This window comes from Sulfitobacter noctilucae (assembly GCF_000622365.1).
Lineage (GTDB): Bacteria > Pseudomonadota > Alphaproteobacteria > Rhodobacterales > Rhodobacteraceae > Sulfitobacter > Sulfitobacter noctilucae.
The window spans coordinates 41,090-65,549 of sequence record NZ_JASC01000013.1 but is presented as its reverse complement, the minus strand read 5'-3'; the positions used below and the strand labels follow the sequence as shown (position 1 = coordinate 65,549).

The following is a 24,460-nucleotide window of genomic DNA, read 5'->3' as shown; positions in this document are numbered from 1 at the left end:
CGTGCCTGTTTGCTTACTCGGATGCGGCTTCTTCCGCAGGTGCTTCTTCGGCTGGTGCGGCGGCGGCTTCTGCTGCGGCTGCGGCCTTGTCGGCTTTCTCCTGCACGCGCTCTTGGGCTTTCTTGCCCGGTGTGCCTTTGTTGGGGTTGTTACGCTCTGTCTTGGGCAGGGCGCCTGCGGCTTCCAACATGCGACGCACGCGGTCTGTAGGCTGGGCACCCTTGGCCATCCATTCCTTGACCTTTTCGACGTCCATTTTCACGCGCTCTTCGCTGTCTTTGGGCAGCAATGGGTTATATGTGCCCAGCTTTTCGATGAAGCGGCCGTCGCGTGGCATGCGGCTATCCGCTGCAACGATACGGTAGAAGGGGCGCTTTTTGGAGCCGCCGCGGGCGAGACGAATTTTCATAGCCATGATGTGTAGTCCTTAAGTTGATTGTCGTTTTACGATTGGTGACTTTTGTGATGCTGAATGACTTCAGCGATGATGAAGTTCAGAAACTTCTTGGCGAATTCGGGATCAAGGTCTGCCCTTGTCGCCAAATCTTCGAGCCGCGCGATCTGATCCGCTTCGCGGTTGGGATCGGACGGGGGAAGGTCGTGTTCGGCTTTGAGTTTCCCCACAGCCTGTGTGTGTTTGAACCGCTCGCCCAGTGTATAGACGAGGATCGCATCGAGACGGTCGATGGAGGCGCGGTGATCGGCCAGCACTTCTGCGGCGAGTTTGACAGGATCGGTCATGCGGCCTCCTTTGGATGGCGCCAGATGTGGCAGGGCGTACCAATGACTTCGCCATCGCGTTCGTACGTGGCACCAAGGCGCCGGGCGAGATTGGCGGAACGGGTGTTGTCAGCGCGGATATAGCTGATCATGCCATCAAGCTTGAATTCCTGCGCGGCATAGGCACGGGCCGCGCGGGCGGCTTCAAAGGCGTATCCTTTGCCTTCGGCATGGGCAAAGAGCGTCCAGCCTAGTTCAGGTTCATCCCAATCCGGCGGATTGAGCACGCCAACCCAGCCTAGAAAGTCGCCGTTTTCGCGGTTGTCGATGTGCCAAAGGCCGTAGCCCAGCAGCGCCCAATGACCGATCCGCGAGGCCAGCGAGGTAAAGCTTTGTGAAGCACTGCGTGGGCCGCCGACCATATGACTGCGTTCTGTTTCATAGAACGCGGTCAGGGTCGGCAGATCCGACGCTTTGGGCGCGCGCAGGGTCAGGCGCTGGGTGTCGAGCACCGGGATGGGATCAGTCATCTGTTGCATGACGTGACCTGAGTGCCGCGCTGAAGCGCGATTCGATTATGGGTGCGTGTCGCGCCGTGCTCGCAAGACTGGAGTGTTGTGCGCGGGGTATCGTTTGCCCCTGTTGCTGAGAGGTGCTTGAGCCGCAGGTCTGCGCTCAAGGCACCTGTGCGAGGGTAGGTGGCGATTCCACCCGGCGTCAAGGACAGGCCGCGCAGGGCGCGGTGCCTGCGGCATCCTTGACCCCGTGCAGAACTACCGGTTGGTATTTGGATCGGCTGCATCATTTCTTTTTGCCAAACCCGCTCAGGCCTGAGGGCAGGCCCATGCCGCCACCCATGCCCGGCAGTTTGCCGCCCATGGCTTTGGCGGCGGCTTCCATGGCTTTGGGGTCCATCTGTCCGGCCATCGCCGCAGGGTCCATGCCGCCTTTGCCCATCATGCCTTTCATGGCCTGTTTGAGCATGCCGCCCTTACCCATCTTGCCCATTTTTTTCATCATGTCGGACATCTGGCGGTGCATTTTCATCAGCTTGTTGAGGTCGGAGACTTCCATGCCCGCACCTTTGGCTATGCGTTTCTTACGGGAGGCTTGCAGCAACGCCGGGTTGGCGCGTTCTTTTTTGGTCATGGACTGGATCAGGGCGATCTGACGGACCAGCACCTTGTCGTCGAGACCTGCGTCTTCGACCTGTTTGGCCATTTTGCCCATGCCGGGCATCATGCCCATCATACCCTGCATGCCGCCCATCTTCATCATCTGCTCAAGCTGCATCTTGAGGTCGTTCATGTTGAACTGACCTTTGGCCATGCGCTTCATCATGCGCTCGGCTTGCTCGGCTTCGATAGTTTCCTGTGCTTTCTCGACCAAGGCAACAATGTCGCCCATGCCAAGGATACGGCCCGCGATGCGCTCGGGCTCGAAGGTCTCGAGCGCGTCCATCTTTTCGCCAAGGCCGACGAACTTGATGGGTTTGCCGGTTACGGCACGCATGGAAAGGGCGGCACCACCGCGTCCGTCGCCGTCCATCCGGGTGAGGACAACGCCGGTAATGCCGATGCGGTCGTCGAAGTTTTCGGCGGTGTTCACCGCGTCTTGACCTGTCAGGCCATCGACCACCAGAAGTGTCTCGCGCGGCGTGACTACATCGCGGACGGCTTCGACCTGGGCCATAAGCTCTTCGTCGATTGAGAGGCGCCCGGCGGTGTCGAGCATATATACGTCATAGCCCCCAAGCCCGGCTTGGGTCTTGGCGCGTTTGGTAATGGCAACGGGGTCTTCACCTTTGACGATGGGAAGGGTGTCGACGCCGATCTGGGTGCCGAGGATCGCCAGCTGTTCCATCGCGGCGGGGCGGTTCACGTCGAGCGAGGCCATAAGCACGCGCTTGCCATCACGTTCTTTCAGCCGTTTTGCAAGTTTCGCTGTCGTTGTTGTTTTACCGCCGCCTTGCAGGCCAACCATCAGGATGGGTGCCGGTGGATTATCAATCTTGAGCGCACCCGGTTCGCCTTCGCCGCTAAGCACATCAATCAGCGCATCATGAACGATCTTGACGACCTGCTGGCCGGGTGTGATGGATTTGGTGACGGCCTGACCGGTGGCTTTGTCCTGCACCGCTTTGACAAAGTCACGTGCAACCGGGAGGGACACATCCGCCTCAAGCAAAGCCACGCGCACTTCGCGCAGGGCAGTTTTGACGTCTTCCTCTGACAGGGCACCCTGTTTCGTGAGGCGGTCAAAGACGCCTGAAAGGCGTTCGCTGAGGTTCTCAAACATGGGGCTGGCCCCTTTCTCGGTTCGGTTGCGGGATGCCTCCTATTTAGGAAGGCCCGCGAAAATGCGCAAATCCCAAAGCGGAGCGGCCCCCGTGGGCGCAACGCGCTGACGGAGGGCGATCCCTGCCTCATGGCAATGGGACCGGAAGGCTTTGCTTCCGGGATTGAGCGGCAATTAGGCGTTTAGAGGGAAGGAGTCAAGACATGCAGCGGCGGGGAGCGCTGCATGCCTTAGCGCTTAGGCGGCCAGTTTGTCGATCGCGGTGGCGGCGCGATCCTGCGCGGCGTCGGCGTCCATCATCAGAGCGTCGGCTGCAACGATCTCGACCTCTTCTATGCCGATGAAATTCATGATCTGGCGCATGTACCCGCTGGCATAGTCCATTTCGGAACCGATTTGCGTGCCGCCCGATGCCAGCACGAGGATCGCACGTTTGCCTTTCAGTAGGCCAACGGGACCGGTGGCGGTGTACTGGAATGTCTCACCGGCGCGGCAAATCAGGTCGATCCATGCCTTGAGCGATGCGGCTACGGAGAAGTTGTAGATCGGTATCCCGATGACAAGGGTATCTGCAGTGCGAATTTCCGCGATCAAGGCATCCGATTGCGCCAAAGCGGCGTGCTGGTCTGCCGTGCGTTCGGTCTTGGGCGTGATGCCGGCCGCCGTCCACGCGTTGTCAATCTGGGGTAAACCGCTTTTCGCAAGATCGCGGATGACGATGTTTGATGTACCAAGCTTTGCAACAATCTGGTCGGTCAGCCTTCGCGTGACCGATGACGTGAGATTGGCGGAGCTGTCGATGCGGAGGATATTCATGGGCGGGCCTTTCCTTTGGATAATAGTCTGTTGTTCTATGGAGCAGGTACGCCTTGCATTTGCGAACGCAACGGGCAGTATGGCGCAGGAAGTGTTCACATTTGCACATGGTTTGAAATGGACAGTTGGGACGAGATCAGGACAGCTTTTCAGGTGGCGCGGATCGGGACGGTCAGTGGTGCCGCAGAAGTGTTAGGTGTTCACCACGCCACAGTGATCCGGCATATAGATGCGCTTGAGGGCCAATTGGGCGTGAAGTTATTCCAGCGCCACGCGCGGGGGTATACGCCAACCGAAGCGGGGAATGATCTGCTGCGGGTGGCGCAAGCAACCCATGATCAACTGAACCAGCTTGCGGGGCGGATCAAAGGGCGCGGTGCCGACGTATCCGGCGACATGGTGGTGACCTCTTTGACCGTTTTGGCGGATTATATTGCGCCACTGCTCGCGGCCTTTCAGCAGGAACATAAAGAGGTATCCGTCCGCTATTTGACCGGCGAACGGTTGTTCCGGTTGGAATATGGCGAGGCGCATGTGGCAATTCGGGCCGGCGCAGCGCCGGACCAGCCGGACAACGTTGTCCAACGGTTGACCGATCTGACCACCGGGGCCTACGCGAGCGACGCCTATGTGGCGGAGTACGGTGTTCCGGAAGGGCCGGAAGATTATGCCAGCCACCGTTTTATTGGCAGTGATGACCGCGAGAGCCGGGCCCCCACGGAAATATGGCTGCGGCAGACGGTGCCGGAAAGCGCGATTACCTTTCGGTGTACTGATTGGCGGGCGGCATCAGCGGCAATCGGTGCCGGTGCAGGGATCGGCTTTATGTCGGAAATAGAAGCAGGCAGGACGCCGGGGCTGGTGCAGATCCACGCACCTCGGCCGGATTGGTCAGCCCCACTTTGGTTGGTGTCACATGTGGACTTGCACCGCACGACAAAGGTTCAGACCCTTTTGAGCTTTATCAAACACTACGTCGCAGAGCATCCGCTTTGAGCCCCGGTGCGCAAGGGCATCTGGCGATGCTGGCGTTCTCTGCACTGGTGGCCGGGTCATTTTCCTTGGGCGGATTGATGGCCAATGATATTGACCCTGCTGCCTTTACCGCAGTGCGGTTCTGGCTGGCGGCAGTGTTTGTCGGCATGCTTGCTAGTCTGCGCGGCGGGTTCGGCACGGGCAGCTTTAGGGCTCCCTGGCGGTATGCTGTTTTGGGCGGACTGTTCGGGCTCTACTTTGTTTTAATGTTCGAAGGGCTGAAGACAGCGCCACCCGTCAGTGCGGCTGCGGTCTTTACCCTCGTGCCGCTGATGGCGGCTGGATTTGCCTGGCTCTTGTTGCGGCAAGTGATGACGGGCCGGATGTCGCTCGCACTTGCGGTGGGTGCTGTTGGCGCGCTGTGGGTCATTTTCCGTGCAGATTTTCAGGCCCTTCTGGCGTTTGATTTAGGGCGCGGCGAGGCGGTCTATTTCATCGGCTGTGCCAGCCATGCACTTTATACCCCGATGGTGCGGCGGCTGAACCGGGGCGAGACAGCGGTCACATTCACATTTGGCACAGTGGTCGCCGGCGGGATTATTCTGAGCATTTATGCATGGTCCGATCTTGTCGCAGTGAATTGGGCGGACCTGCCTCTGCGCGTTTGGGTGGCACTCTTCTATACAGCGTTTTTTGCGACCGCTGTTACCGTGGTCATTTTGCAGTTTGCCACCCTGCGCCTGCCCTCGGCAAAGGTGATGGCCTACACGTATCTGGTGCCAAGCTGGGTGATCATCTGGGAAGTCCTGTTGGGCAATGACACGCCACCAGCACTCGTCTTGATCGGTGTCATGCTCACGGTTCTGGCGTTGTTTTTATTGCTGCGGGACGATGAAGTTCGAAAGTGTTAAAAGTTGGGGAACCTTTCAGCGTCCTGCGACGTTCTGTATCCAAGTGAATGAAAGGAAACACTATGCGCGGTATTATTTATCTTGTCGGTCTCGTCGTCATTGTCTTGGCGATCGTCCAGTTCGTATTATAGAACACCCCCAATGGCGCTGACTTCCCTGGTCAGCGTCTTTAATTATTTCTGACGCAATTCCGTTTCCAGAAAACGTTCGAAGGCGTCGAGATGGACAGGCTCAAACTGTCCAAACCCCTGCATCCAGATCGACGCATCCCTAAGCGCATCCGGCTCCAGCTTGCACCATTTCACCCGCCCCCGCTTTTCCTGCGATATCAGTCCCGCAGAGGTCAGCACGCCCAGATGTTTGGAAATCGCGGCGAGCGACATCTCGAAGGGTTCAGCCACATCTGTCACCGCCATATCGTCTTCCAGCAGCATCGCAAGGATCGCGCGCCGCGTCGGGTCCGCTAGCGCGGCAAATACCTGATCTATGCTCATTGGGGGATAATAGCCCTTGGGCGCGGGCAGGGAAAGTCGCTCAGCCGCGCGGATGATGGGTGTGCTGTGACGGGTGTCGATGCCGGCGATAGGCGCGGCTGACAGGGTCCAAACCGATATCGCGGGTTAGATGGTCGTCCAGATTGTTTACATGATCAAAGCGACCGGGTGTGTGTGGTGGTACTGTAGACCGAAGCGAGGCAATAGCCTGTGCGATTTGCGCACATACTTTCCAATCGCGCCACGGCATGTTTTGAAGCATTTTGATCAATTTGGCTCTCCCTGTCGCTGTATTTGCCGAACATCGCAGGTCCGACAGGCAAGAACAAAAAGAGTTCCTTGACATATAATGTGCGAAAAATGCACAAGTTCGGCTCATGCGAAACCTGCCTCCCCTTAACGCACTGCGCGCATTCGAAGCCGCAGGCCGCCATCAAAGCTTCTCGCGGGCGGCAGAAGAGTTGGGCGTCAGCCATTCATCGATCAGTCGCCATGTGCGCGGTCTGGAAGATCGTCTGGGCGTGCAATTGTTTCGGGAGGCCTCACGCGGGCTGGTCCTGTCGCAGGACGGTGCCGCTTTTCTGGCGCAGGTATCGCCCGCCTTTGATGCGATTTCCCATGCGACCGAAGGATTGGCAGAGACGCCGCAGGGGACGGTCACGGTGAATGCAGAGACCTTGTTCGCGACAAAATGGCTGGTACCGCGTCTAGGCGCATTTCGGGCTCTGCACCCAGACGTGGATATCAGGCTTGAGGCCTCGCGCCGCCTTGCGGATGTCGCCCGCTATGAGGCAGATTTGGCGATCCGTTTTGTCAGCCCCGGTGGGTGGTGTCCCGGTTCGGAGTTGTTGAGTGATGCGCCGCTGCATCCCTACGCAGCGCCGGACCTGACGAAAGGCACCACGTTGGTGCCGCGCGATCTGCTGTCGTACCCGTTGTTGCGGGACCGAACGACAGGAACCTGGGATTTGTGGTTCTCCCTTGCCGGAGGTGTTGCACCGGACGAGGTGCCGCAGTCCTCCTGGCGGATGAGTTCCCATTTGGAAGCGGAAGCGGCCATCTGCGGGCAGGGTATCCTGCTGATTTCGGATGAAGTGGTTGCCGGAGAGGTCGCCGCCGGGCGGTTGGAGCGCGTGTCGGATGTCGGGTTCCGTGAGGGAGGGTATCATCTGCTGCACGGCGACGGTGTGTTGCGGCGCAAGCCTGTGCGGGTGTTTCGAGAGTGGCTTTTGGCAGAAACGGCAATCTGGCGACATGCGGGCTGAGCTATAATCAACCAACCAGTTGAATATTGCGCCTTGCACCTGAGGTGGCATTGCGTCGGTATTTTGCGCAGCACCTCTGCCTATCGGCGTGAATAAAGTGAAGTGAATCAGTACGTTACGGATCAGCTTTGCTCAGTTGACTCTCTTGCGCTTCCCCAGTAGCACACAGCCAAGAATTCCAGTGGGGAATTGTCGATGCCGGATCAAGACCTTCAAGACCTTGAAGCCAAGATCAACGCCGCCAAAGCGCGGTCGGCGCCGGCGAAACCGCATCAGGAAGAGCACTACTCCCAGGCGCAATTGGCGTGGCGGATGGTGATCGAACTTGTGGCCGGTCTTGGGATCGGTTTTGGCATTGGGTACGGATTGGATGTGCTGCTTGGCACGCTGCCGATATTCATGGTCCTGTTTACGATGCTGGGTCTTGCGGCCGGGGTAAAGACGATGCTCCGCTCTGCGCAGGAAATCCAGGCCAAGAAGATGGCTGATGAGGCCGTGATGAATTCCCCGAACGGGGCTGACAAGAACGAAGGAGCCTGAGATGGCGACAGATACAAGCGGCGCAGAAGGCGGTCTGGTGTTTCACCCGATGGACCAGTTTATCATTAAGCCGTTCTTCGGCAGTGGTGAGGTGGCATGGTATACGGTGACCAACGCAACCGTCTGGATGTTCCTTGCTGTGATCGCAGTATTCCTGCTTCTGGTTGTCGGCAGCTCCAAGCGGGCGGTCGTGCCTTCGCGGATGCAGTCAGTGGCCGAACTGGCGTATGGTTTTGTCTATAAGATGGTCGAAGACATCTGCGGCAAAGAAGGGGTTAAATACTTCCCCTACATCATGACGCTGTTCATGTTCATCGTCTGCGCAAACTTTCTGGGTCTGATCCCGACGGCCTTTACGCCGACGTCGCACTTCGCCGTGACGGTTGTGCTGGCCCTGGCGGTCTTCCTGACAGTCACCGTGCTTGGCTTTGTCAAGAACGGCGCGTCTTTCCTCAGCCTCTTTTGGGTATCCTCGGCACCGCTGGCGCTGCGCCCCATTCTGGCTTTGATCGAGCTGATCTCGTACTTCGTGCGTCCGGTCAGCCATTCCATTCGTCTGGCGGGTAACGTCATGGCGGGCCACGCGGTGATCAAGGTTTTCGCGGGCTTTGCAGCCTTGCTGGCGGTCTCGCCCATCGCGATCCTCGGCATCACGGCGATGTACGGTTTGGAGGTCCTCGTGTCCTTCATTCAGGCTTACGTCTTTACCATCCTGACATGCGTGTACCTCAAGGACGCGCTGCACCCTCACCACTAACGACGCGGCGGGGATATCCCCGCCCACACTCTTTACTTCCAACGCATAGGAGAATTCTCATGGAAGGCGAACTCGCACACATCGGCGCAGGTCTGGCAGCAATCGGTTCCGGCGCAGCCGCAATCGGTGTTGGTAACGTTGCAGGCAACTACCTTGCCGGCGCATTGCGCAACCCCTCCGCTGCTGCATCGCAGACAGCAACATTGTTCATCGGCATCGCTTTCGCAGAAGCCCTGGGGATCTTCGCGTTCCTCGTCGCTCTGCTGCTGATGTTCGCTGTCTAAGACCTCACGGTAACGACACTCTTATGCGCGGGCAGGGGCACACCCCTGTCCGCTTGTAAGCCCCAAGTTTTCAGGGTCTCGTTTCCAAGGAGAAGCCAATATGGCAACTGAACCAATTGATATCGAAATGGCAGGCACCTGCGTAGGGCCGAACGGCTCTGCCATTGGTATGCCGCAACTGTGTTTCGACTGGTGGGGCAACCAGATTTTCTGGCTCGTTCTGGCGTTGATTGCGATCTATCTGATCCTGTCGCGCGTGGCGCTGCCCCGGATTGGTGCGGTTCTGGCCGAACGGACCGGGACCATCACCAACGACATCGCTGCCGCCGAAGACCTCAAGGCAAAAGCGGTCGAAGCCGAAGCGGCTTACGACAAAGCATTGCTTGATGCGCGTGCTGAAGCACAGCGTATTGTGGCGGATGCCAAGGCCGAGATCAAAGGCGATCTGGACGTTGCAATTGCCAAGGCAGATGCAGAAATCGCAGCCAAATCCGCAGAGTCTGAAAAGGCAATCGCCGACATTCGCGCCTCTGCTTTGGAGAATGTTGCTGTTGTTGCGAAAGACACTGCCAAAGAAATCGTCGCGGCTTTGGGTGGCAAGGCAGATGCCAAGACCATCAACGCTGCGGTGACCGCGCGGATGAAAGGATGAACCGGATGCGTTTTACTCTCACCGCCGCTCTCGTCGGTCTGACGGCATCGCCCGCATTTGCGGCAACAGGTCCGTTTTTCTCACTGGGCAATACGGACTTTGTCGTCCTGCTGGCCTTCTTGCTGTTCATCGCGGTGCTCTTCTATTTCAAAGTGCCGAGCCTATTGGGCGGCATGTTGGACAAGCGCGCCGATGATATCCGCGCTGAACTGAACGAAGCACGCCGCCTGCGTGAAGAAGCGCAGACTTTGTTGGCCTCTTACGAGCGCAAGCAGAAGGAAGTGCAGGACCAGGCAGACCGGATTGTTGCAAGCGCCAAAGATGAAGCAACAGCCGCTGCCGCGCAAGCTCGTGTTGATCTTGAAAAGTCTGTGGCCCGCCGCATGGCTGCTGCAGAAGACCAGATCGGATCAGCCGAAGCTGCCGCGATCAAGGAAGTGCGTGATCAGGCGGCGATGATCGCCGTTGCAGCCGCACGCGAAGTGATCGCCAAGCAAATGACGGCAGCAGATGGCAATCAGCTGATCGATGACGCTATTGCGCAGGTTGACGCCAAGCTGCACTAGGCCGGTTTAGTCAACGACATATAGAAAGAGCCCCGGTAGATTACCGGGGCTTTTTGCGTTCAGGCTGTGGCGCGAAATATTTTACCCGCCCACCTCATGCTGGAGCCGCTGCTGCGCAATGATCTCGTTGCGCTCTGCCCTGCGCTGATCGCTTAAAGATTTTTCAACGTAGTTCAGATGCGCCTCAATGGCTGTGCGGGTTTGCAGGGGATCGCGCGCTTGAAGGGCTGTATTAATCGCCCGGTGCTGTTCCAGCAACGCGGCCCGACTGGTACGTTGTTTGAACATCACCTGTCTGTTGTAGAAAACGCCGCCACGCAGCAATTCATACATCGACCGCATCATGTGCAGCATCACGACATTATGGCTCGCCTCAATGATCGCCATGTGAAACTGCGCGTCCAGTTGTGCTTCTTCCTCGGCGTTCCGTTTGCTGTGCACGGCAACCATTTTATCAAAGACGGTTTGCACCACGGCCAAATCGGTGCCGGATCCATGTTGGGCAGCACGTTCCCCCGCAAGCGCTTCCATGTCTCGGCGAAAAGACAGGTAGTCAAAGACTGCCTCATCATGACGCGCGAACAGCTGTATGAGCGCGGGTGAAAAGGCGCTGCCCAATACGTCCGCGACAAAGATCCCGGCACCGGGTCTTGCGTTCAACAGCCCGGTTTCTTGCAAGGCGGAAATTGCATCGCGCAAAGAGGGACGCGAGACACCGAGCCGATCTGACAATTCGCGCTCTGACGGCAAACGCTCGCCCGCCCGCAGGATACCGCGCAGGATCAACTCCTCGACTTGGCGCACAACAGCATTGGACAGCTTTTCCGATGTAACGGGGCGAAAGGGCATGGGGTCTCCTGAAATTGGTAATAACATATGACCAGTAGGGCGAAACGGCAATGGCCGCGCCTTTGGCAGGCGTCAGTTATCGACCTGTTAACCTTCCGGCGTCATGGTCATCGGATGAGGTGGTCTTTGCTCTTCGGTATGATTGCGGTTTGTGTGGGCTGTAATATGCCGAGCCCTGCGTTTCGAGGGGCCGCTGCAACGCGTGTAAAAGTCGAAGGGTCAACATTCGATGTGCGCATCAAGGGGCTGCGGGCGGAAGCCATTCGCATCAATCCCGAATATGCCCCGCGCTTTGGCCCAATCCGGTATCGCGCTGCACTGGCGATGCAATTGGTCAGCGGGTGCGACGTATTGAGCGTATCAGGCGATCAGGCGCAGGCTTTCGGGCGCTTGAAGTGCGGTACCAAAGCCGCACGGCGAGTAAGGCGGCCACGCGAACTAGATTGTGTGCCGGTACGCGGTAGCGGGATACCAGAGATTGGCCAACTGCGTGTTGAGCTGGATTGCGACCCTGCCTAAGCGGTTTTCCGCAATATCTTGTGGATAACATGGCCTATGGCACCGCTGGTTGTGGGGTTTGCTTGACAGCATAGGGGTCCAACACGCAGTTTCGATCAAGCTGGGAATCATCGGAGCCACAGAACAGGTGCGCTTTTCCAAACTGAGACTGACGGGCTTCAAAAGCTTTGTGGACCCCACTGATCTGATCATCGCCGATGGTCTGACCGGCGTTGTGGGGCCAAACGGCTGTGGCAAGTCGAACCTGCTGGAAGCGCTCCGTTGGGTCATGGGGGAGAACCGGCCGACGGCGATGCGCGGCGGCGGTATGGAAGACGTAATTTTTGCCGGGGCCGCAACACGGCCTGCGCGCAACTTCGCCGAAGTCGCCCTGCATATCGACAACTCCGAACGCCTTGCCCCGGCTGGGTTCAACGACACTGATGCGTTAGAGATTGTGCGGCGGATCACCCGCGATGTGGGCAGCGCCTACAAGGCCGCGGGCAAGGACGTGCGAGCCCGCGATGTGCAGATGCTCTTCGCCGATGCTTCCACCGGTGCCCATAGTCCGGCGCTGGTCCGGCAAGGTCAGATTTCGGAATTGATCAACGCAAAACCCAAGAACCGCCGCCGCATTCTGGAAGAGGCGGCGGGCATTTCCGGCCTCTACCAGCGGCGCCACGAGGCGGAGTTGAAGCTGAACGGCGCGGAATCGAACTTGGCCCGCGTCGATGATGTAATCGAACAACTGGCCGCGCAACTGGCACAATTGGCGCGACAGGCACGGCAAGCCGCCCGCTACCGCGAGATCGGCGACGCGTTGCGGCGCAGTGAAGGCATGCTGCTGTACCGCCGCTGGCGCGAAGCGGATGATGCGCGGGCGCGTATGGACGAGGAACTGCGCGCGCGGGTGTCGGCCGCTGCGCAAGCGCAGGGCGAGGTGCAGCAAAGCGCCAAAGCCCGGCAAACAGCAGAAGACGCCTTGCCGTCTCTGCGCGAGGAAGAAGCGATCGCCGCTGCCATTCTGCAACGTCTTGCCGTGCAGCGGGATACACTGGCTGATCAGGAAGCGCGTGCGCAGCAGACAATCGCGACGCTCACCGGGCGCATCGCGCAACTTGCCCGCGATATCGAGCGGGAAGCGGGTTTGAACCGCGATGCGGGCGAGACAATCGAGCGGTTGGAGTGGGAGGCGCAGGAGCTTTCTAAAGCAGGTGAAGGCCATACCGACGCGCTCGAAGCTGCAGCACAAGCGGCGCGCGAAGCGGCAGGGGTATTGCAGGCGCGCGAGGACGATCTGTCGAAACAAACTGAAGACGTGGCGCGGTTGGCCGCGCGTTATGGCTCTGCCGAGCGCCTGTTGGAAGACAGTCGCAAGACCCAAGCCAAATCTGAAACCGACGCGGCCAAGGCGCAAGAGGCTGCTGCCCAAAGTCGCGAAGCCCTTGCAAAGGCTGCGACGGATTTCGACACCGCCAAACGGGCGGAAACTTCTGCCGTGGCGGCCGCTGCTGCTGCGGATGCCGCCTTGATCCAGGCCGAAGAAACCCGCGCTGAGACTCAATCGCGCGAGGCGGACGCACGGGCGGAGCGGTCGGAGGCAGAAGGCGAGATGAACGCCTTGCGGGCAGAAGTCGGGGCGCTTGCCAAGCTGGTCGAACGCGATACTGCCGAAGGTGGCCAGATTTTGGACCGGTTGCAGGTTGAGCATGGTTTCGAAAAGGCATTAGGTGCCGCACTGGCTGACGACTTGCGCGCCCCTCAGGTTGATCAGGATGGTCCCTCCGGTTGGGCCGTTCTGCCCGGGTATGACCAAGATCAGCCTTTGCCCGGTGGGGTCACGCCGCTGACGCAGCATGTGTCGGTGCCTGATGTGCTGGTGCGTCGCATGGGACAGATCGGCTTGGTGGACACGGATGAGGGTGCGGCCTTGCAGGCGGGCTTGTTGCCCGGACAGCGCTTGGTTTCGGTTGAAGGCGATCTATGGCGCTGGGACGGCTTTCGCGCTTGGGCAGAAGATGCGCCCTCAGCGGCGGCGTTGCGGTTGCAGCAGTTGAACCGTTTGGAAGTGCTTAAGCAATCGTTGGAGCAGGCCAGCCAGCGGGCCGAAGGTGCTCGCGCTGCGCATGATAGTCTGACGCGCAGTCTGCAGTCACAAACCGAAGCTGACAAAGCGGCCCGCGCAGCGCGGCGCGATGCGGACCGGGCGCTGGCGGATGCCGGCCGGGCGCTGAGCCGGGTCGAGGCGGATCGCACATTGGCCGAAGGACGTTTGGAAAGCCTTGGGCTGGCCGTCAAACGGCATGAAGATGAAGCGATGGCCGCACGGGGCCGGGTGCTTGAGGCCGAGCGTGCCTTGGCAGAACTTGGTGATCTAGCAGAGGCCCGTGCGGGCATTGAAGATCTGCGCATGACGGTTGAAGCGGCGCGCATTACGATGATGTCACGCCGCTCCATCCATGATGAATTGCGCCGCGAAGGCGAGGCACGGGTGAAGCGCACGCAGGAAGTCACGAAAGAACTGAGCGGGTGGCGACACCGGCTTGAGACTGCCGAGAAACACAGCGCCGAACTCGCTGACCGTAAACTCTCCGCAGAGGTCGAGTTGAAAGAAGCCAGTGCCGCGCCCGATGAGCTGGCTGCCAAGCGCGATGAATTGAGCCAGTCGATTACCACAGCAGAAGCCCGGCGCGCCGATGCTGCAGATGCGCTATCGAAAGCGGAGGCGGCATTGCGCGACGCCACCACTGCCGAACGCGAGGCGGAACGCGCTGCATCAGAAGCCCGCGAGGCGCGTGCGCGCTCAGAGGCACGGACGGAAGCGGCGAAAGAAATGGTTGCAGCTGCGGCTGAACGGATCGCCGAGGACAGCCAGCAGACGCCCAATCAATTGCTGACTTCTCTGGACATAAATCCCGATCAGATGCCGGGGGCAGATACGCTGGAAGCGGATGTGAACCGCCTGAAGCGGCAGCGTGATTCATTAGGTGCCGTGAACCTGCGTGCCGAAGAAGATGCCAAGGAAGTGCAGGAAGAGCATGACAGCTTGACCACGGAAAAAGCGGATTTGGTGGAGGCGATCAAAACCCTGCGCTCCGGCATCGCCAGCCTGAACCGTGAAGGACGGGAACGGTTACTGACGGCGTTTGAGCAGGTAAATTCCAATTTCTCGATGTTGTTCACGCATCTTTTTGGCGGCGGCGAGGCCAATCTGGTGATGGTCGAATCCGAAGATCCGCTGGAAGCCGGGCTGGAAATCCTCTGCCAACCGCCGGGTAAGAAGCTGAGCACGCTGAGCCTGTTGTCGGGGGGCGAGCAGACGCTGACCGCGATGGCACTGATTTTTGCGGTCTTCCTTGCAAATCCTGCACCGATTTGTGTGCTTGACGAGGTGGATGCGCCCTTGGACGATGCCAACGTTACGCGCTTTTGCGACCTGCTGGATGAAATGTGCCGACAGACCGATACGCGGTTTTTGATCATCACGCACCACGCGGTGACGATGGCGCGGATGGACAGGCTGTTTGGTGTGACGATGGCCGAGCAAGGCGTGAGCCAGTTGGTATCCGTCGATTTGAAAGCGGCTGAAACGCTGGTCGCCTAGGCGCTTATTTCGCCGTTTTCTTTTCCACGGGTCCGCCTGCCTTTTCCCAAGCACCGAAACCTTCCTTCAGATGCGCCGCGTCGAAGCCCATGTCCTGAAGCGTGGCTACGGAAATGGCAGAGCGCCAGCCGGACGCGCAGTGAAAGACAAACTTTTTGTCCTGCGCAAAGACGTCTTTGAAATAGGGGCTGTCGGGATCAACCCAGAATTCGAGCATTCCGCGTGGGCAGTGAAAACTACCGGGGATGAAGCCACTGCGCTCGCGTTCGCGCGGGTCGCGTAGATCGACAATCTGCACGTTTGGGTCATCGACCATCGCGATGGCATCGGCGGTCTCGATCTCTTCGATGCGGGCACGTGCGGCGGCGACCATCTGGGCGGCGGAAGTCTTGAGCGGCATTGAATTTCCTTTGGTTAGAGCAGTGAAAGTAGCGCAGGCGTGGGCCATCCATCGACGACCAGACCCAGCCGCGCCTGTTCGGCGCGCACAGCGGTGCGTGTGCCTGCCCCGAGAATACCATCGATGTTGCCCACGTCATGGCCTTGTGCCTGCAATCTGGTTTGCAGCGTTTTCATCTGGTCACTGTTCAGTCCGGTATCCGGTTGGCCCGCATTGAACACCGGTGCACCACCCAGTCGCGTGGCGAAGTAGGCGGCGGTCATCACATAGGTAAAGCTTTGGTTCCAATCGAAATAAACGCGGAAATTGGGATAGGCGATGAACGCAGGCCCCTTGTGCCCCTGCGGGATCAGGACAGAGGCGCCGAGCCCTTCGTGAAGGGAGCCCATTCGCGGGGTGACGCCCAGAGCGGACCATTCCGAAACGGATTTGACAGTCTCAAGCCCGGTTGACGACCAGTCGAAATCGGACGGCAGGGTGACTTCGGTCAGCCAGGGCTCACCTGCGCGCCAGCCCAAGTCGTGCAGCATTGCCGCACCTGATAGCAAGGCGTCCGGGGCAGAATTTTTCAAAGAGACTTTGCCGTCCCCATCCCCGTCGACGCCGTTCTCCAAAATATCGCGTGGCAGCATTTGCACCATGCCGATCTCTCCCGCCCAGGCACCTGTGGTGCGGCGCGGGTCAAACTGACCACGGGCAAAAAGCTCAACAGCGGCCAGCACCTGCGGCCGAAACAGATCGGGGCGACGACAGTCGTGCGCCAGTGTTACAAGTGCGTTGGCGGTGTTGAAATCTCCTTGGAAGGCACCGAAATCCGTCTCGAACGCCCAGAAGGCCAGCAGGACGCCGCGATCCACGCCATAGTCGCGGTCGATCCGGTCAAAGACTGTGTCAAAGCGTTCCGCGTTGGCGCGGCCCCGATTGATCCTGTCGTTCGAGATGAGTCTGCGGGAAAATTCGATGAATGGCAGTTGAAAAACGCCCTGTTTGCGGTCGGCGGCCAGCACGGCGGTATCCTGGCGGACAGAGGCGAAAAACGCATCCGCGGTGACGGGTTCGATGCCTGTCGCGATGGCCTCGGCTTTCAATTCATCGACGAAGGTAGCAAAGGATCCTCCGCACGCGGCAACGGCCATCTGGCTAACTGACATGAGCAGCGCCGTCGCTGCAAAAATGGTTCGTCGCATTTTCATCTCTCAACCCATTCCGACAGCAAGGACCAAAACCATTGCCAGCGCCAGCCCCCATGCTAGCCATAATTGCCTGACGCAGGCGTCGATTTCCGGCGCGGCGATGGTCTTGCGGCCACTGTCGTTGACCCACGCAAAATTCTGCATCACGCCATCATAGGCGCTTGGCCCGGCAAGCGCCACTCCCACGGCCTTGGCCATCGCGGCTTCGGGCCAACCTGCGTTGGGCGAGCGATGTAGCGCTGCATCTGCGCTGATCGCGGGCCAATGGGTCAACACACGGCCGGGTAGGGCGATGAGAATCGCGGTCAACCGTGCTGGTATCCAGTTCAACACATCGTCCAACCGGGCCGCAGCCCAGCCAAAGTCCGCATGCCGTTCGGTGCGATAGCCGATCATGCTGTCCGCAGTATTGACGATCTTATACAAAAAGATTCCCGGCAATCCGCCGATCAGGAACCAGAAGGCGGGTGCGATAACCCCATCGCTCAGGTTTTCCGCGGCACTTTCGATGGCAGAGCGGGCGACGGCGGGCTGTTCCATATTGGCTGTATCGCGGCTAACGATCATGGCGACAGCGCGCCGTCCTGCGGTCAGCGACATTCGCAATCCGGTTGCCACCGCTGTGACGTGCTGCACCAGTGACCGTTGGGCCAGCAGGATAGCGACCGCGATAACCTCGACCAATGCACCCAGTTCGGCAAGCGCGAGACCGATGATAATGGACAAGGCGACGAGGCCCAAGACGAGCATTACACCTTTTAACTTGCGACTGCTGCCGGTGTTGAAACGCACATCACACAACCCAATCAAACGGCCCATCAGCACTGCAGGATGAGGGAGCCTGCGCCACAGCCAACCGGGTTCGCCAAAAGCCGCATCAAGCAGCATCGCCGCGGCGAGGATGGCTGGGCCGCTCATGCAAGCGCCTGATGCAAGCGGTGCCAGCCCGCCGTATCCGGTAGTCCCAGGCGGAGCCAACGGGGGTTATAAGGAAACACCCGCGTCCAGATGTGATGTTTTGCCAGACGGGTTTGCCAGTCTGCTGCATCACCTACATCGTAAAGGCGAAAGAGAGAGGTACCGCCAATCAAGGCGGCCCCTTTGTCGGTCATCACTTTGTCTAACCGGGCTGCATCCGTGGCCAGACGGGCGCGGGTGTGAGTGGCCCAGGGTGTGTTTTCCAAAGCATTGACGCCGATCTCGAGCGCCGGACCTGCGACCGCCCATGGCCCCAGCATGGTTTCGAGGCGGCGGATCAATTCAGGGTCGCCGATCACGAAGCCGAGTCGCACGCCGGCCAATCCCCAGAACTTGCCGAAACTTTTAAGGACTAAAGTGCCGGGCCGTGCTGCTTCTTGAATAAGGCTGGCCTCTGGCAGGATGTCACAAAAGCTTTCGTCGATGACCCGCAGATGACCCGTCAGATCGCTGGTCTGCCACAATCGTCCATCCGGGTTGTTGGGGTGCACATGCACGGATGCGTCATGCGGTGCGCCGTCTTTCGCGCTGTGCCAGCCTGCGCTCTCAAAACTGGCGGCATGTTCATTGTAAGTGGGCGCGGGAATGGAAACACGCCCCGCCGGAGCGAGCAGCGGGATATGCGCAATCGCCGCAGAAGCCCCCGGGACGGCAAGCACCGCAGCCGCATCCGGCACAGACCAAAAGCGGCGGGCCGCGTCTATCAAGCGGTTCATTGCGCCTTGGTCGGGAAGCGCTGTCCAGGCCCCGGCTGACACGTTTGGAAGGGGGTAGGGCACCGGATTGATCCCGGTGGACAGGTCAATCCATTCGTCGCGCTCGCCGCCAAAACGGGCGATTGCGGCATCAAGATTGCCGCCGTGATCCCGTTGAGTAAATGTCATGCGTGCTTTGTCCGTATTCTCGACTTTTGGCGGAGGTGCGCCATATCAGAAGCTAGCAAAAGCGGAAAAGCGCCGGTTCTACAAGGCTCGTCTATGGCGTTAACTGATTTCCCAATCTGTTAATACTTCGTTAAGGAATTGGGAACATCAGAAGATATGACTTCGCACCCTAAACCAGAAAAGCCCGCTTCGACGAATGGTCTGAAAGTATTGATCGTTGAAAGCAGTGAACCGCTAGGCCAGATTTGGCAACGCCACCTTGAACGACAGGGCATGATTGTCAGCAGGTGCGGAACGCAGGATGCCGCGACTGAATATCTCAGCACGCATGCGGTTGATATCATCGTTCTAAATCTGGTGTTGGAAGAGGGAGCCGCGTTGGCCGTGGCGGATTACGCGAATTACCGTCAACCGGCCGCGCGGGTTATATTTGTGACCAACACCAGCTTTTTCTCGGATGGATCGATATTTAGTCATTCATCCAATGCGCGTGCTTTCCTGCCATCTACCACGCCGCCAGATGATCTGGCGGCTATGATCGAACACTACGGGACAGTCGACGGCTAGATGCCCTCTCGATTGTGCGGGGCGTCAAAAGCCAGAACCGGGTTGATGGGGATGATGCGGTGCGGATTTATCGTCTCGTGGCTGTAGTGATAGTGCCGCACGATGTGATCGAAGTGGACCGTGTCTGAGACCCCGGGCCATTGATAGAGTTCGCGCAGATACCCCCAAAGGTTCGGATAATCGACGATCCGGCGGCGATTACATTTAAAATGCTGGTGATAAACCTTGTCGAAACGGATCAACGTGGTGAACAGCCGCCAGTCTGCCTCAGTGATGGTGTCGCCCATCAGGTACCTTTTGGCAGACAGTCGGTCCTCCAACCAATCAAGTGTGTCGAATAGCGGTTCAACCGCTTCGTCGTAGGCCTCCTGAGTAGTGGCGAATCCGCAGCGATAGACGCCGTTGTTCAACGTTTCATAGATACGATCGTTCACCGGTTCGATCGCCTCGCGCAGGGCTTCGGGCCAGTAATCCTCGGTGTTGCCTGTGATGGTGTCGAATGCGCTGTTGAACATTCTAATGATTTCGGAGCTTTCGTTCGACACGATAGTTTCGCGCTTTTTGTCCCATAGGATCGGCACAGTGACGCGACCACTGAACTTTGGTTCAGCCTTGGTGTAGATGTCTCTGGCATAGGGTAGGCCAAACAACCTGTCGCCGGTGGCCCCGTCAAAATCCGTGTCAAAGGTCCAGCCTTCGCCCAACATATCGGGGTGCACGACACTTACCTCAATATGGTCTTGCAAACCTTTCAGACTGCGGAAGATCAACGTGCGGTGGGCCCATGGGCACGCGTGACTGACGTAGAGGTGATAGCGCCCGCTCTCCGCTTTGAAGCCGCCCGCGCCCGATGGACCGGCGGAGCCATCTGCGGTCACCCAATTGCGGAACTTCGCGGCGGAGCGTTCGAATTTGCCGCCTGATGCCTCGGTGTCATACCATTTGTCCTGCCATTTTCCGTCGACCAGCAAACCCATGTCATTCTCCCTTCGGTTCTTCATCAAACTGTAGCGTTCCTCGCCTAGTCTGACCCCAGCAACCTGAGCGCAACCGATCTGCATCTGCGCACAGAAGATATTATGTTGATTTCGTCCGAAACTGCGCCAATTCTGGGATGAATGGGGAGACACTAAATGGAAGAGATGCTGTCAAAAGATGTGCAAGCTGGGTTGGACGCCGCGCGGATACATCGCCTACGAAAGCAATCGCGGCTGAGGCTGGAAGTGAACGGGCGTCAGATTGCCGTGCTGGGCATGTGGAAAACCGGCTTTTCGGTCGCTGTCGAGGATGCGCCTACGCTACGCGGTCTGGTCGATCTTTACGATGGGGCCACGCATCTGTTCCAATGTCTGATCGTCACTGCCGCACAAGAGGCTGACGAGATGCATTATGTGTTCAAGCGGGCCACACCTGTTGCCACAGCTGCGGCACTGGATTTTGAGCGACCGACCCATGCGCCGGTCGCCTTGATCGAACAGTTCGGCTAGCGCTCAGATTCTTGCGCTAAGCGGCCTATTGAAGATCTTTGAAAGCGTCCGCCAGTCGGGCGCAGGCTTCCTCTACCCGCGCGCGGGGTGTAGCGATGTTAAAGCGCAGGAAGCTTTCACCGCCTTTTCCAAACGTAGGCCCGTGGTTCACAGCGATGCCTGCATCCTGTTGCACGCGGTTGGTGAAGTCCGCACGTTCCATGCCTGTATCTTCGAAATCCACCCAAGCCAGATAAGTCGCCTCAAGCTTCATGGATTTCAGCCCGGGTATGGCGTTGACCGCATCGTCGAAAAGTTTGCGATTGCCGTCCAGATAGGTGACCAGATCATCCACCCAAGCGGCACCTTCGGGAGAATAGGCCGCCGTAGCCATGAACAACCCGAAAGAATTCGGCGACAGGCCTAAAGCGGCCATGCGAGCTGCGAATTTTTCGCGAAGCTGCGGGTTTTCGATGATCACATTGCCTACATGGCTGCCCGCAATATTAAAGGTCTTGGTGGTGGCCGTCATCATCACAAGGCGGTCTGCGATGCCATCGATCTTGGCCATCGGGATATGGGTCTGACCGGGCATAACCAGATCGTGGTGGATCTCGTCCGAGACCAGCACAAGATCGTGGCGTTTGGCAAAATCGGCAACGCCTTGCAGCTCTGTCTGGCTCCAGACGCGGCCCCCGGGGTTGTGCGGCGAACACAGGACCAGCATCTTTTCTGACCCGGTCATCTGGGCGTCCCAGGCGTCGAAATCCATTTCGTAGCGCCCGTCGACCTGCGCCATCACACATTCGACAACCTTGCGCTGGGCGGCGGTAATCACCTTGGCGAATGCGTGATACACAGGCGTAAATAGAACCACACCGTCGCCGGGCGCGGTAAAGGCATCGACACAGATCGCGGTGCCGTTCACCAGACCGTGGGTGGTAAAGATCCAGGAGGGATCGACCTGCCAGCCGTGGCGATTTTCCATCCACCACTGAATCGCGCCCAGATATTTGCTGTCATCGCCGAAGTAGCCGAAGATGCCGTGCTCAAGCTGTTCACGCAGGGCATCCTGGACCACCTGCGGCGGGCGGAAATCCATATCTGCCACCCACATGGCAATGCCGGTATCGCGCGGTACGCCGTATAGCGCCTCCATCTTGTCCCACTTGGCACAATGTGTATCGCGGCGGTCGATGATTTCGTCAAAACTCATGGGGTGCTCCTCGTTTTCGGGGCCAAGCTAGCGGTTGAGACGCGGGCCGCAAGCCCTGCCTTGCACAGCGGGGGGGCATCGCCTAAATCATCGGTATGAAACGCTCTATTCTTTTGCACCCTGACCCGCGCCTGAAAAAGGTGGCAAAGCCCGTCGCTGACTTGAGCGACGATCTGCGCCTGTTGGCGGGCGACATGCTGCGCACCATGTACGAGGCACCGGGGATCGGGCTGGCTGCGCCTCAGGTAGGCGTGCTGGACCGGCTGATTGTGCTGGACTGTGTCAAGGAAGAGGGCGACAAGCCGCGCCCCCTGGTGATGTTCAACCCTCAGATTGTGGCCGGGTCGGATGAGTTGAACACTTATGAAGAGGGCTGTTTGTCGCTTCCCGATCTTTATGCAGATGTGACGCGGCCTAAAGTCGTCGATGTCGAGTGGGTTGACCGCGACGGCAATCCGCAATCCGAGACATTTGACGGGCTATGGGCGACTTGCGTGCAGCACGAGATCGACCATCTGGATGGCAAGCTGTTCATTGATTACCTCAAGCCGCTCAAGCGTCAGATGATGACGCGCAAAATGGTCAAGCTGAAACGCGAATTGGCCCGCGCATGAGCGTGCTGCCGATTGTCCTGTGGCCTGATCCGCGTCTGACCGAAACCTGCGTGCCGGTGGCCGAGATCACCCCCGAGATCGAGAAATTGGCGACGGATATGCTGGAAACCATGTACGATGCCCCCGGTCGCGGGCTGGCCGCCCCCCAAGTTGGTGTGATGCAGCGCATTTTCGTGATGGACACGGGCTGGAAAGAGGGCAAGTCCGACCCGATCGTTTGCATTAACCCGATGCTGCAGGAGGTCAGCGAGGAGCGCCAGACCAACAGCGAGGGCTGCCTAAGTATTCCGGGGGTGAGCGCCGACATCAGCCGTCCTGCACAGGTGCAGATGGTCTGGACCGGGCTGAACGGTGGGCGCTATGTGCAAAGCTTTGACGGCTTTGCCGCGGCTTGTGTGCAGCATGAGTTGGATCATCTGGATGGGGTCGTAACCTTTGATCATTTAGATGCTGAAAACCGGGCCGCCTTGATGACGGAATACGCGGCGCAATGACGGTTCGGCCCATCTTGCAATGGCCAGACAAGCGGCTTCGCACTCCTGCCGAAGAGGTATCGCAGATCACCGATAAGGTGCGTGGTATCTGGGCGGATATGGTCGAGACTATGGATGCCATGCCGGGGGTGGGTCTTGCGGCACCGCAGATCGGCGTGATGCTGCGGCTGGCGGTAGTTGATGCCTCAACAGATCGCAAGCGGCGGATCCTCATGGCCAACCCGCAGGTGATCGAAGCCTCGGCCAAACCCAATGAGCACGAGGAAGCCAGCCCCTGTTTGCCGGGCGTCTCGGCCAAAATCACGCGGCCGCGTGCAGTATCTGTCCGGTATCTGGACGAAAAAGGTGTGATCGCCCGGCGCGAGTTTGTCGGGCTGGAAGCCACCAGCGTGCAGCATCAGATCGACCATCTGGCGGGGAAGATGTATTTCGACAATCTCAGCAAAACCAAGCGCGACATGCTGTTGCGCAAGGCGCGGAAGCTGAACGGATAGGGGCCAGACCATGCGGATCGTCTTTATGGGAACGCCGGATTTTTCAGTGCCGGTCCTGGAGGCTTTGGTCGCAGCAGGCCACGAAATTGCTGCTGTCTATTGCCAGCCCCCGCGTCCGGCGGGCCGGGGCAAGAAGGATCGCCCGTCGCCGGTTCAGGCCCGTGCCGAGGCGTTGGGGCTGAATGTGCGCCACCCAGTCTCGCTGAAGACGGCGGAGGCGCAGGCCGATTTTGCAGCACTGAAGGCGGATATTGCGGTGGTTGTCGCTTATGGGTTGATCCTGCCGCAGGCGATATTGGACGCGCCCGAGAAGGGCTGTCTGAACATCCACGCGAGCCTTTTGCCGCGTTGGCGCGGGGCGGCTCCTATTCACCGGGCGATCATGGCAGGGGATGCGGAAACCGGTGTTTGCATCATGCAGATGGATGCAGGGTTGGACACGGGCGATGTGTTGTTGCGCAAATCGCTGGCCATTGGGGCTGAGGAGACAACGGCAGAGCTTCATGACCGTTTGAGCGTTTTGGGGTCAGAGGCAATTGTCGAAGCGCTTGCTGCATTGGACCGATTACAGCCAGAGCCGCAGCCGGAGGAGGGTGTCACCTACGCCAGCAAGATCGATAAAGCCGAGGCGCGTATCGATTGGACGCGGCCCGCGGCAGAAGTGGATCGTTTGATCCGAGGTCTTTCGCCGTTTCCCGGTGCCTGGTTTGATCTAAATGGCACGCGTATCAAGGTATTGCGCTCATCCCTTGCGGAAGGTTCTGGACAACCGAGCAAAGTGCTTGATTCCGGTCTTCGCGTGGCCTGCGGCACTGGCGCGGTACAGTTGCTGCGCTTGCAACGGGCGGGCAAGGCAGCGCAGGATGTGGATGTGTTTCAAAGCGGGGCGCAGATTGCCCCCGGCACCATCCTGAGCGGAGTATAG

At 59.0% G+C, this 24,460-nt stretch carries 28 protein-coding genes and 2 pseudogenes; 16 read left to right on the top strand and 14 right to left on the bottom strand.

Annotated elements, in window-relative coordinates; all coding sequences use genetic code 11:
- Positions 1-13 precede the first annotated feature (13 nt).
- From rpsP to Z945_RS0106990, 5 genes are all read right to left on the bottom strand, one after another.
- A complete protein-coding gene (gene rpsP / locus Z945_RS0107010; protein ID WP_025051390.1) occupies positions 14-415 on the bottom strand; it encodes a 30S ribosomal protein S16 in 402 nt (133 codons plus the stop codon).
- A 29-nt stretch (positions 416-444) separates the two neighbouring features.
- The gene (locus tag Z945_RS0107005) at positions 445-741 is read right to left on the bottom strand and encodes a chorismate mutase (RefSeq protein ID WP_025051389.1); all 297 of its coding nucleotides are present in this window, start codon (positions 739-741) and stop codon (positions 445-447) included.
- A complete protein-coding gene (locus Z945_RS0107000) occupies positions 738-1,259 on the bottom strand; it encodes a GNAT family N-acetyltransferase (RefSeq protein WP_025051388.1) in 522 nt (173 codons plus the stop codon). Before Z945_RS0107000 ends, Z945_RS0107005 begins: the two co-directional genes overlap by 4 nt.
- A 262-nt stretch (positions 1,260-1,521) precedes the next feature.
- On the bottom strand, positions 1,522-3,018 hold the full coding sequence (ffh, locus tag Z945_RS0106995; RefSeq protein WP_025051387.1) for a signal recognition particle protein: 1,497 nt from the start codon (positions 3,016-3,018) through the stop codon (positions 1,522-1,524).
- A gap of 237 nt (positions 3,019-3,255) precedes the next feature.
- Positions 3,256-3,834, bottom strand: a complete 579-nt coding sequence (locus tag Z945_RS0106990) for an FMN-dependent NADH-azoreductase (protein WP_025051386.1) — start codon at positions 3,832-3,834, stop codon at positions 3,256-3,258.
- 117 nt (positions 3,835-3,951) lie between these two features.
- On the opposite strand from Z945_RS0106990, the gene Z945_RS0106985 reads away from it, so the two are divergent.
- The gene (locus Z945_RS0106985; RefSeq protein WP_025051385.1) at positions 3,952-4,830 is read left to right on the top strand and encodes a LysR family transcriptional regulator; all 879 of its coding nucleotides are present in this window, start codon (positions 3,952-3,954) and stop codon (positions 4,828-4,830) included.
- Positions 4,827-5,720: a DMT family transporter gene (locus Z945_RS0106980; RefSeq protein WP_025051384.1), complete on the top strand. Its 894-nt coding sequence runs from the start codon at positions 4,827-4,829 to the stop codon at positions 5,718-5,720. The genes Z945_RS0106985 and Z945_RS0106980 overlap by 4 nt, the downstream gene beginning before the upstream one ends.
- Before the next feature lie 173 nt (positions 5,721-5,893).
- Here Z945_RS0106980 and Z945_RS0106975 read toward each other — a convergent pair whose 3' ends face one another.
- Positions 5,894-6,214: an ArsR/SmtB family transcription factor gene (locus Z945_RS0106975; protein WP_025051383.1), complete on the bottom strand. Its 321-nt coding sequence runs from the start codon at positions 6,212-6,214 to the stop codon at positions 5,894-5,896.
- Positions 6,215-6,591: 377 nt separating this feature from the next.
- Between Z945_RS0106975 and Z945_RS0106970 the strand changes: the two genes are divergently transcribed.
- The 6 genes from Z945_RS0106970 to Z945_RS0106945 all read left to right on the top strand — a co-directional run bounded on the left by Z945_RS0106970 (position 6,592) and on the right by Z945_RS0106945 (position 10,278).
- Positions 6,592-7,479: a LysR substrate-binding domain-containing protein gene (locus Z945_RS0106970; protein WP_025051382.1), complete on the top strand. Its 888-nt coding sequence runs from the start codon at positions 6,592-6,594 to the stop codon at positions 7,477-7,479.
- 189 nt (positions 7,480-7,668) lie between these two features.
- On the top strand, positions 7,669-8,019 hold the full coding sequence (locus tag Z945_RS0106965) for an AtpZ/AtpI family protein (RefSeq protein ID WP_025051381.1): 351 nt from the start codon (positions 7,669-7,671) through the stop codon (positions 8,017-8,019).
- A 1-nt stretch (position 8,020) separates the two neighbouring features.
- Complete coding sequence (locus Z945_RS0106960) at positions 8,021-8,776, top strand: F0F1 ATP synthase subunit A (protein ID WP_025051380.1); 756 nt, start codon at positions 8,021-8,023, stop codon at positions 8,774-8,776.
- A gap of 59 nt (positions 8,777-8,835) precedes the next feature.
- Positions 8,836-9,060, top strand: coding sequence for a F0F1 ATP synthase subunit C (locus Z945_RS0106955; protein ID WP_011567586.1), 225 nt, complete (start codon positions 8,836-8,838; stop codon positions 9,058-9,060).
- A 100-nt stretch (positions 9,061-9,160) separates the two neighbouring features.
- The gene (locus Z945_RS0106950) at positions 9,161-9,712 is read left to right on the top strand and encodes a F0F1 ATP synthase subunit B' (RefSeq protein ID WP_025051379.1); all 552 of its coding nucleotides are present in this window, start codon (positions 9,161-9,163) and stop codon (positions 9,710-9,712) included.
- A 5-nt stretch (positions 9,713-9,717) separates the two neighbouring features.
- A complete protein-coding gene (locus Z945_RS0106945; protein WP_025051378.1) occupies positions 9,718-10,278 on the top strand; it encodes a F0F1 ATP synthase subunit B in 561 nt (186 codons plus the stop codon).
- Positions 10,279-10,359: 81 nt separating this feature from the next.
- On the opposite strand, the pseudogene Z945_RS21035 reads toward Z945_RS0106945, so the two are convergent.
- Together Z945_RS21035 and Z945_RS21030 are read right to left on the bottom strand one after the other, a co-directional pair.
- Positions 10,360-10,815, bottom strand: a pseudogene (locus Z945_RS21035) (FCD domain-containing protein); the annotation flags it as partial.
- A gap of 102 nt (positions 10,816-10,917) precedes the next feature.
- A pseudogene (locus Z945_RS21030) lies at positions 10,918-11,127 on the bottom strand (FadR/GntR family transcriptional regulator); the annotation flags it as partial.
- Positions 11,128-11,241: 114 nt separating this feature from the next.
- Between Z945_RS21030 and Z945_RS19500 the strand changes: the two are divergent.
- Both Z945_RS19500 and smc read left to right on the top strand, forming a co-directional pair.
- Positions 11,242-11,646, top strand: a complete 405-nt coding sequence (locus tag Z945_RS19500; RefSeq protein WP_025051376.1) for a hypothetical protein — start codon at positions 11,242-11,244, stop codon at positions 11,644-11,646.
- Positions 11,647-11,773: 127 nt separating this feature from the next.
- The gene (smc, locus tag Z945_RS0106930; RefSeq protein WP_025051375.1) at positions 11,774-15,229 is read left to right on the top strand and encodes a chromosome segregation protein SMC; all 3,456 of its coding nucleotides are present in this window, start codon (positions 11,774-11,776) and stop codon (positions 15,227-15,229) included.
- A 4-nt stretch (positions 15,230-15,233) separates the two neighbouring features.
- On the opposite strand, the gene Z945_RS0106925 is transcribed toward smc, so the two are convergent.
- From Z945_RS0106925 to cobD, 4 genes are read right to left on the bottom strand one after another with little or no spacing between them, the layout of a single operon-like run.
- The gene (locus tag Z945_RS0106925; RefSeq protein WP_025051374.1) at positions 15,234-15,629 is read right to left on the bottom strand and encodes a rhodanese-like domain-containing protein; all 396 of its coding nucleotides are present in this window, start codon (positions 15,627-15,629) and stop codon (positions 15,234-15,236) included.
- Between the two features lie 14 nt (positions 15,630-15,643).
- Positions 15,644-16,816 carry a lytic murein transglycosylase gene (locus Z945_RS0106920; RefSeq protein ID WP_025051373.1) on the bottom strand — a complete coding sequence of 391 codons (1,173 nt, stop codon included), beginning with the start codon at positions 16,814-16,816 and terminating at the stop codon, positions 15,644-15,646.
- A 9-nt stretch (positions 16,817-16,825) separates the two neighbouring features.
- Entirely contained in the window at positions 16,826-17,740 is a 915-nt protein-coding gene (cbiB, locus tag Z945_RS0106915) for an adenosylcobinamide-phosphate synthase CbiB (RefSeq protein ID WP_025051372.1), read from the bottom strand.
- The gene (gene cobD, locus Z945_RS0106910) at positions 17,737-18,684 is read right to left on the bottom strand and encodes a threonine-phosphate decarboxylase CobD (protein ID WP_025051371.1); all 948 of its coding nucleotides are present in this window, start codon (positions 18,682-18,684) and stop codon (positions 17,737-17,739) included. The genes cbiB and cobD overlap by 4 nt, the downstream gene beginning before the upstream one ends.
- A gap of 201 nt (positions 18,685-18,885) precedes the next feature.
- Here cobD and Z945_RS0106905 point away from each other — a divergent pair, with 201 nt between their 5' ends.
- Positions 18,886-19,251 carry a response regulator transcription factor gene (locus Z945_RS0106905; RefSeq protein ID WP_025051370.1) on the top strand — a complete coding sequence of 122 codons (366 nt, stop codon included), beginning with the start codon at positions 18,886-18,888 and terminating at the stop codon, positions 19,249-19,251.
- Here Z945_RS0106905 and Z945_RS0106900 read toward each other — a convergent pair.
- The gene (locus Z945_RS0106900) at positions 19,248-20,228 is read right to left on the bottom strand and encodes a glutathione S-transferase family protein (RefSeq protein ID WP_025051369.1); all 981 of its coding nucleotides are present in this window, start codon (positions 20,226-20,228) and stop codon (positions 19,248-19,250) included. The genes Z945_RS0106905 and Z945_RS0106900 overlap by 4 nt on opposite strands.
- A gap of 156 nt (positions 20,229-20,384) precedes the next feature.
- Here Z945_RS0106900 and Z945_RS0106895 point away from each other — a divergent pair, with 156 nt between their 5' ends.
- Positions 20,385-20,738 (top strand): hypothetical protein, encoded by a 354-nt coding sequence (locus tag Z945_RS0106895; RefSeq protein ID WP_025051368.1) that lies wholly within the window; start codon positions 20,385-20,387, stop codon positions 20,736-20,738.
- A gap of 25 nt (positions 20,739-20,763) precedes the next feature.
- Here Z945_RS0106895 and Z945_RS0106890 read toward each other — a convergent pair whose 3' ends face one another.
- The gene (locus tag Z945_RS0106890; protein WP_025051367.1) at positions 20,764-21,933 is read right to left on the bottom strand and encodes a MalY/PatB family protein; all 1,170 of its coding nucleotides are present in this window, start codon (positions 21,931-21,933) and stop codon (positions 20,764-20,766) included.
- Between the two features lie 95 nt (positions 21,934-22,028).
- On the opposite strand from Z945_RS0106890, the gene def (Z945_RS0106885) reads away from it, so the two are divergent.
- From def (Z945_RS0106885) to fmt, 4 genes are read left to right on the top strand one after another with little or no spacing between them, the layout of a single operon-like run.
- Entirely contained in the window at positions 22,029-22,547 is a 519-nt protein-coding gene (def, locus tag Z945_RS0106885) for a peptide deformylase (protein ID WP_025051366.1), read from the top strand.
- A complete protein-coding gene (gene def, locus Z945_RS0106880) occupies positions 22,544-23,041 on the top strand; it encodes a peptide deformylase (protein WP_025051365.1) in 498 nt (165 codons plus the stop codon). Before def (Z945_RS0106885) ends, def (Z945_RS0106880) begins: the two co-directional genes overlap by 4 nt.
- Complete coding sequence (def, locus tag Z945_RS0106875; RefSeq protein WP_025051364.1) at positions 23,038-23,535, top strand: peptide deformylase; 498 nt, start codon at positions 23,038-23,040, stop codon at positions 23,533-23,535. Before def (Z945_RS0106880) ends, def (Z945_RS0106875) begins: the two co-directional genes overlap by 4 nt.
- Positions 23,536-23,545: 10 nt before the next feature.
- A complete protein-coding gene (gene fmt, locus Z945_RS0106870) occupies positions 23,546-24,460 on the top strand; it encodes a methionyl-tRNA formyltransferase (protein WP_025051363.1) in 915 nt (304 codons plus the stop codon).

Bases quoted from the DNA above. Each gene is read 5' to 3' on its own strand.
- rpsP (WP_025051390.1), bottom strand. From the start codon at position 415: ATGGCTATGAAAATTCGTCTCGCCCGCGGCGGCTCCAAAAAGCGCCCC.
- Z945_RS0107005 (WP_025051389.1), bottom strand. From the start codon at position 741: ATGACCGATCCTGTCAAACTCGCCGCAGAAGTGCTGGCCGATCACCGC.
- Z945_RS0107000 (WP_025051388.1), bottom strand. From the start codon at position 1,259: ATGCAACAGATGACTGATCCCATCCCGGTGCTCGACACCCAGCGCCTG.
- ffh (WP_025051387.1), bottom strand. From the start codon at position 3,018: ATGTTTGAGAACCTCAGCGAACGCCTTTCAGGCGTCTTTGACCGCCTC.
- Z945_RS0106990 (WP_025051386.1), bottom strand. From the start codon at position 3,834: ATGAATATCCTCCGCATCGACAGCTCCGCCAATCTCACGTCATCGGTC.
- Z945_RS0106985 (WP_025051385.1), top strand. From the start codon at position 3,952: ATGGACAGTTGGGACGAGATCAGGACAGCTTTTCAGGTGGCGCGGATC.
- Z945_RS0106975 (WP_025051383.1), bottom strand. From the start codon at position 6,214: ATGAGCATAGATCAGGTATTTGCCGCGCTAGCGGACCCGACGCGGCGC.
- Z945_RS0106970 (WP_025051382.1), top strand. From the start codon at position 6,592: ATGCGAAACCTGCCTCCCCTTAACGCACTGCGCGCATTCGAAGCCGCA.
- Z945_RS0106960 (WP_025051380.1), top strand. From the start codon at position 8,021: ATGGCGACAGATACAAGCGGCGCAGAAGGCGGTCTGGTGTTTCACCCG.
- Z945_RS0106955 (WP_011567586.1), top strand. From the start codon at position 8,836: ATGGAAGGCGAACTCGCACACATCGGCGCAGGTCTGGCAGCAATCGGT.
- Z945_RS0106950 (WP_025051379.1), top strand. From the start codon at position 9,161: ATGGCAACTGAACCAATTGATATCGAAATGGCAGGCACCTGCGTAGGG.
- Z945_RS0106945 (WP_025051378.1), top strand. From the start codon at position 9,718: ATGCGTTTTACTCTCACCGCCGCTCTCGTCGGTCTGACGGCATCGCCC.
- Z945_RS19500 (WP_025051376.1), top strand. From the start codon at position 11,242: ATGAGGTGGTCTTTGCTCTTCGGTATGATTGCGGTTTGTGTGGGCTGT.
- Z945_RS0106925 (WP_025051374.1), bottom strand. From the start codon at position 15,629: ATGCCGCTCAAGACTTCCGCCGCCCAGATGGTCGCCGCCGCACGTGCC.
- Z945_RS0106920 (WP_025051373.1), bottom strand. From the start codon at position 16,816: ATGCGACGAACCATTTTTGCAGCGACGGCGCTGCTCATGTCAGTTAGC.
- cbiB (WP_025051372.1), bottom strand. From the start codon at position 17,740: ATGAGCGGCCCAGCCATCCTCGCCGCGGCGATGCTGCTTGATGCGGCT.
- cobD (WP_025051371.1), bottom strand. From the start codon at position 18,684: ATGACATTTACTCAACGGGATCACGGCGGCAATCTTGATGCCGCAATC.
- Z945_RS0106900 (WP_025051369.1), bottom strand. From the start codon at position 20,228: ATGGGTTTGCTGGTCGACGGAAAATGGCAGGACAAATGGTATGACACC.
- Z945_RS0106895 (WP_025051368.1), top strand. From the start codon at position 20,385: ATGGAAGAGATGCTGTCAAAAGATGTGCAAGCTGGGTTGGACGCCGCG.
- Z945_RS0106890 (WP_025051367.1), bottom strand. From the start codon at position 21,933: ATGAGTTTTGACGAAATCATCGACCGCCGCGATACACATTGTGCCAAG.
- def (WP_025051366.1), top strand. From the start codon at position 22,029: ATGAAACGCTCTATTCTTTTGCACCCTGACCCGCGCCTGAAAAAGGTG.
- def (WP_025051365.1), top strand. From the start codon at position 22,544: ATGAGCGTGCTGCCGATTGTCCTGTGGCCTGATCCGCGTCTGACCGAA.
- def (WP_025051364.1), top strand. From the start codon at position 23,038: ATGACGGTTCGGCCCATCTTGCAATGGCCAGACAAGCGGCTTCGCACT.
- fmt (WP_025051363.1), top strand. From the start codon at position 23,546: ATGCGGATCGTCTTTATGGGAACGCCGGATTTTTCAGTGCCGGTCCTG.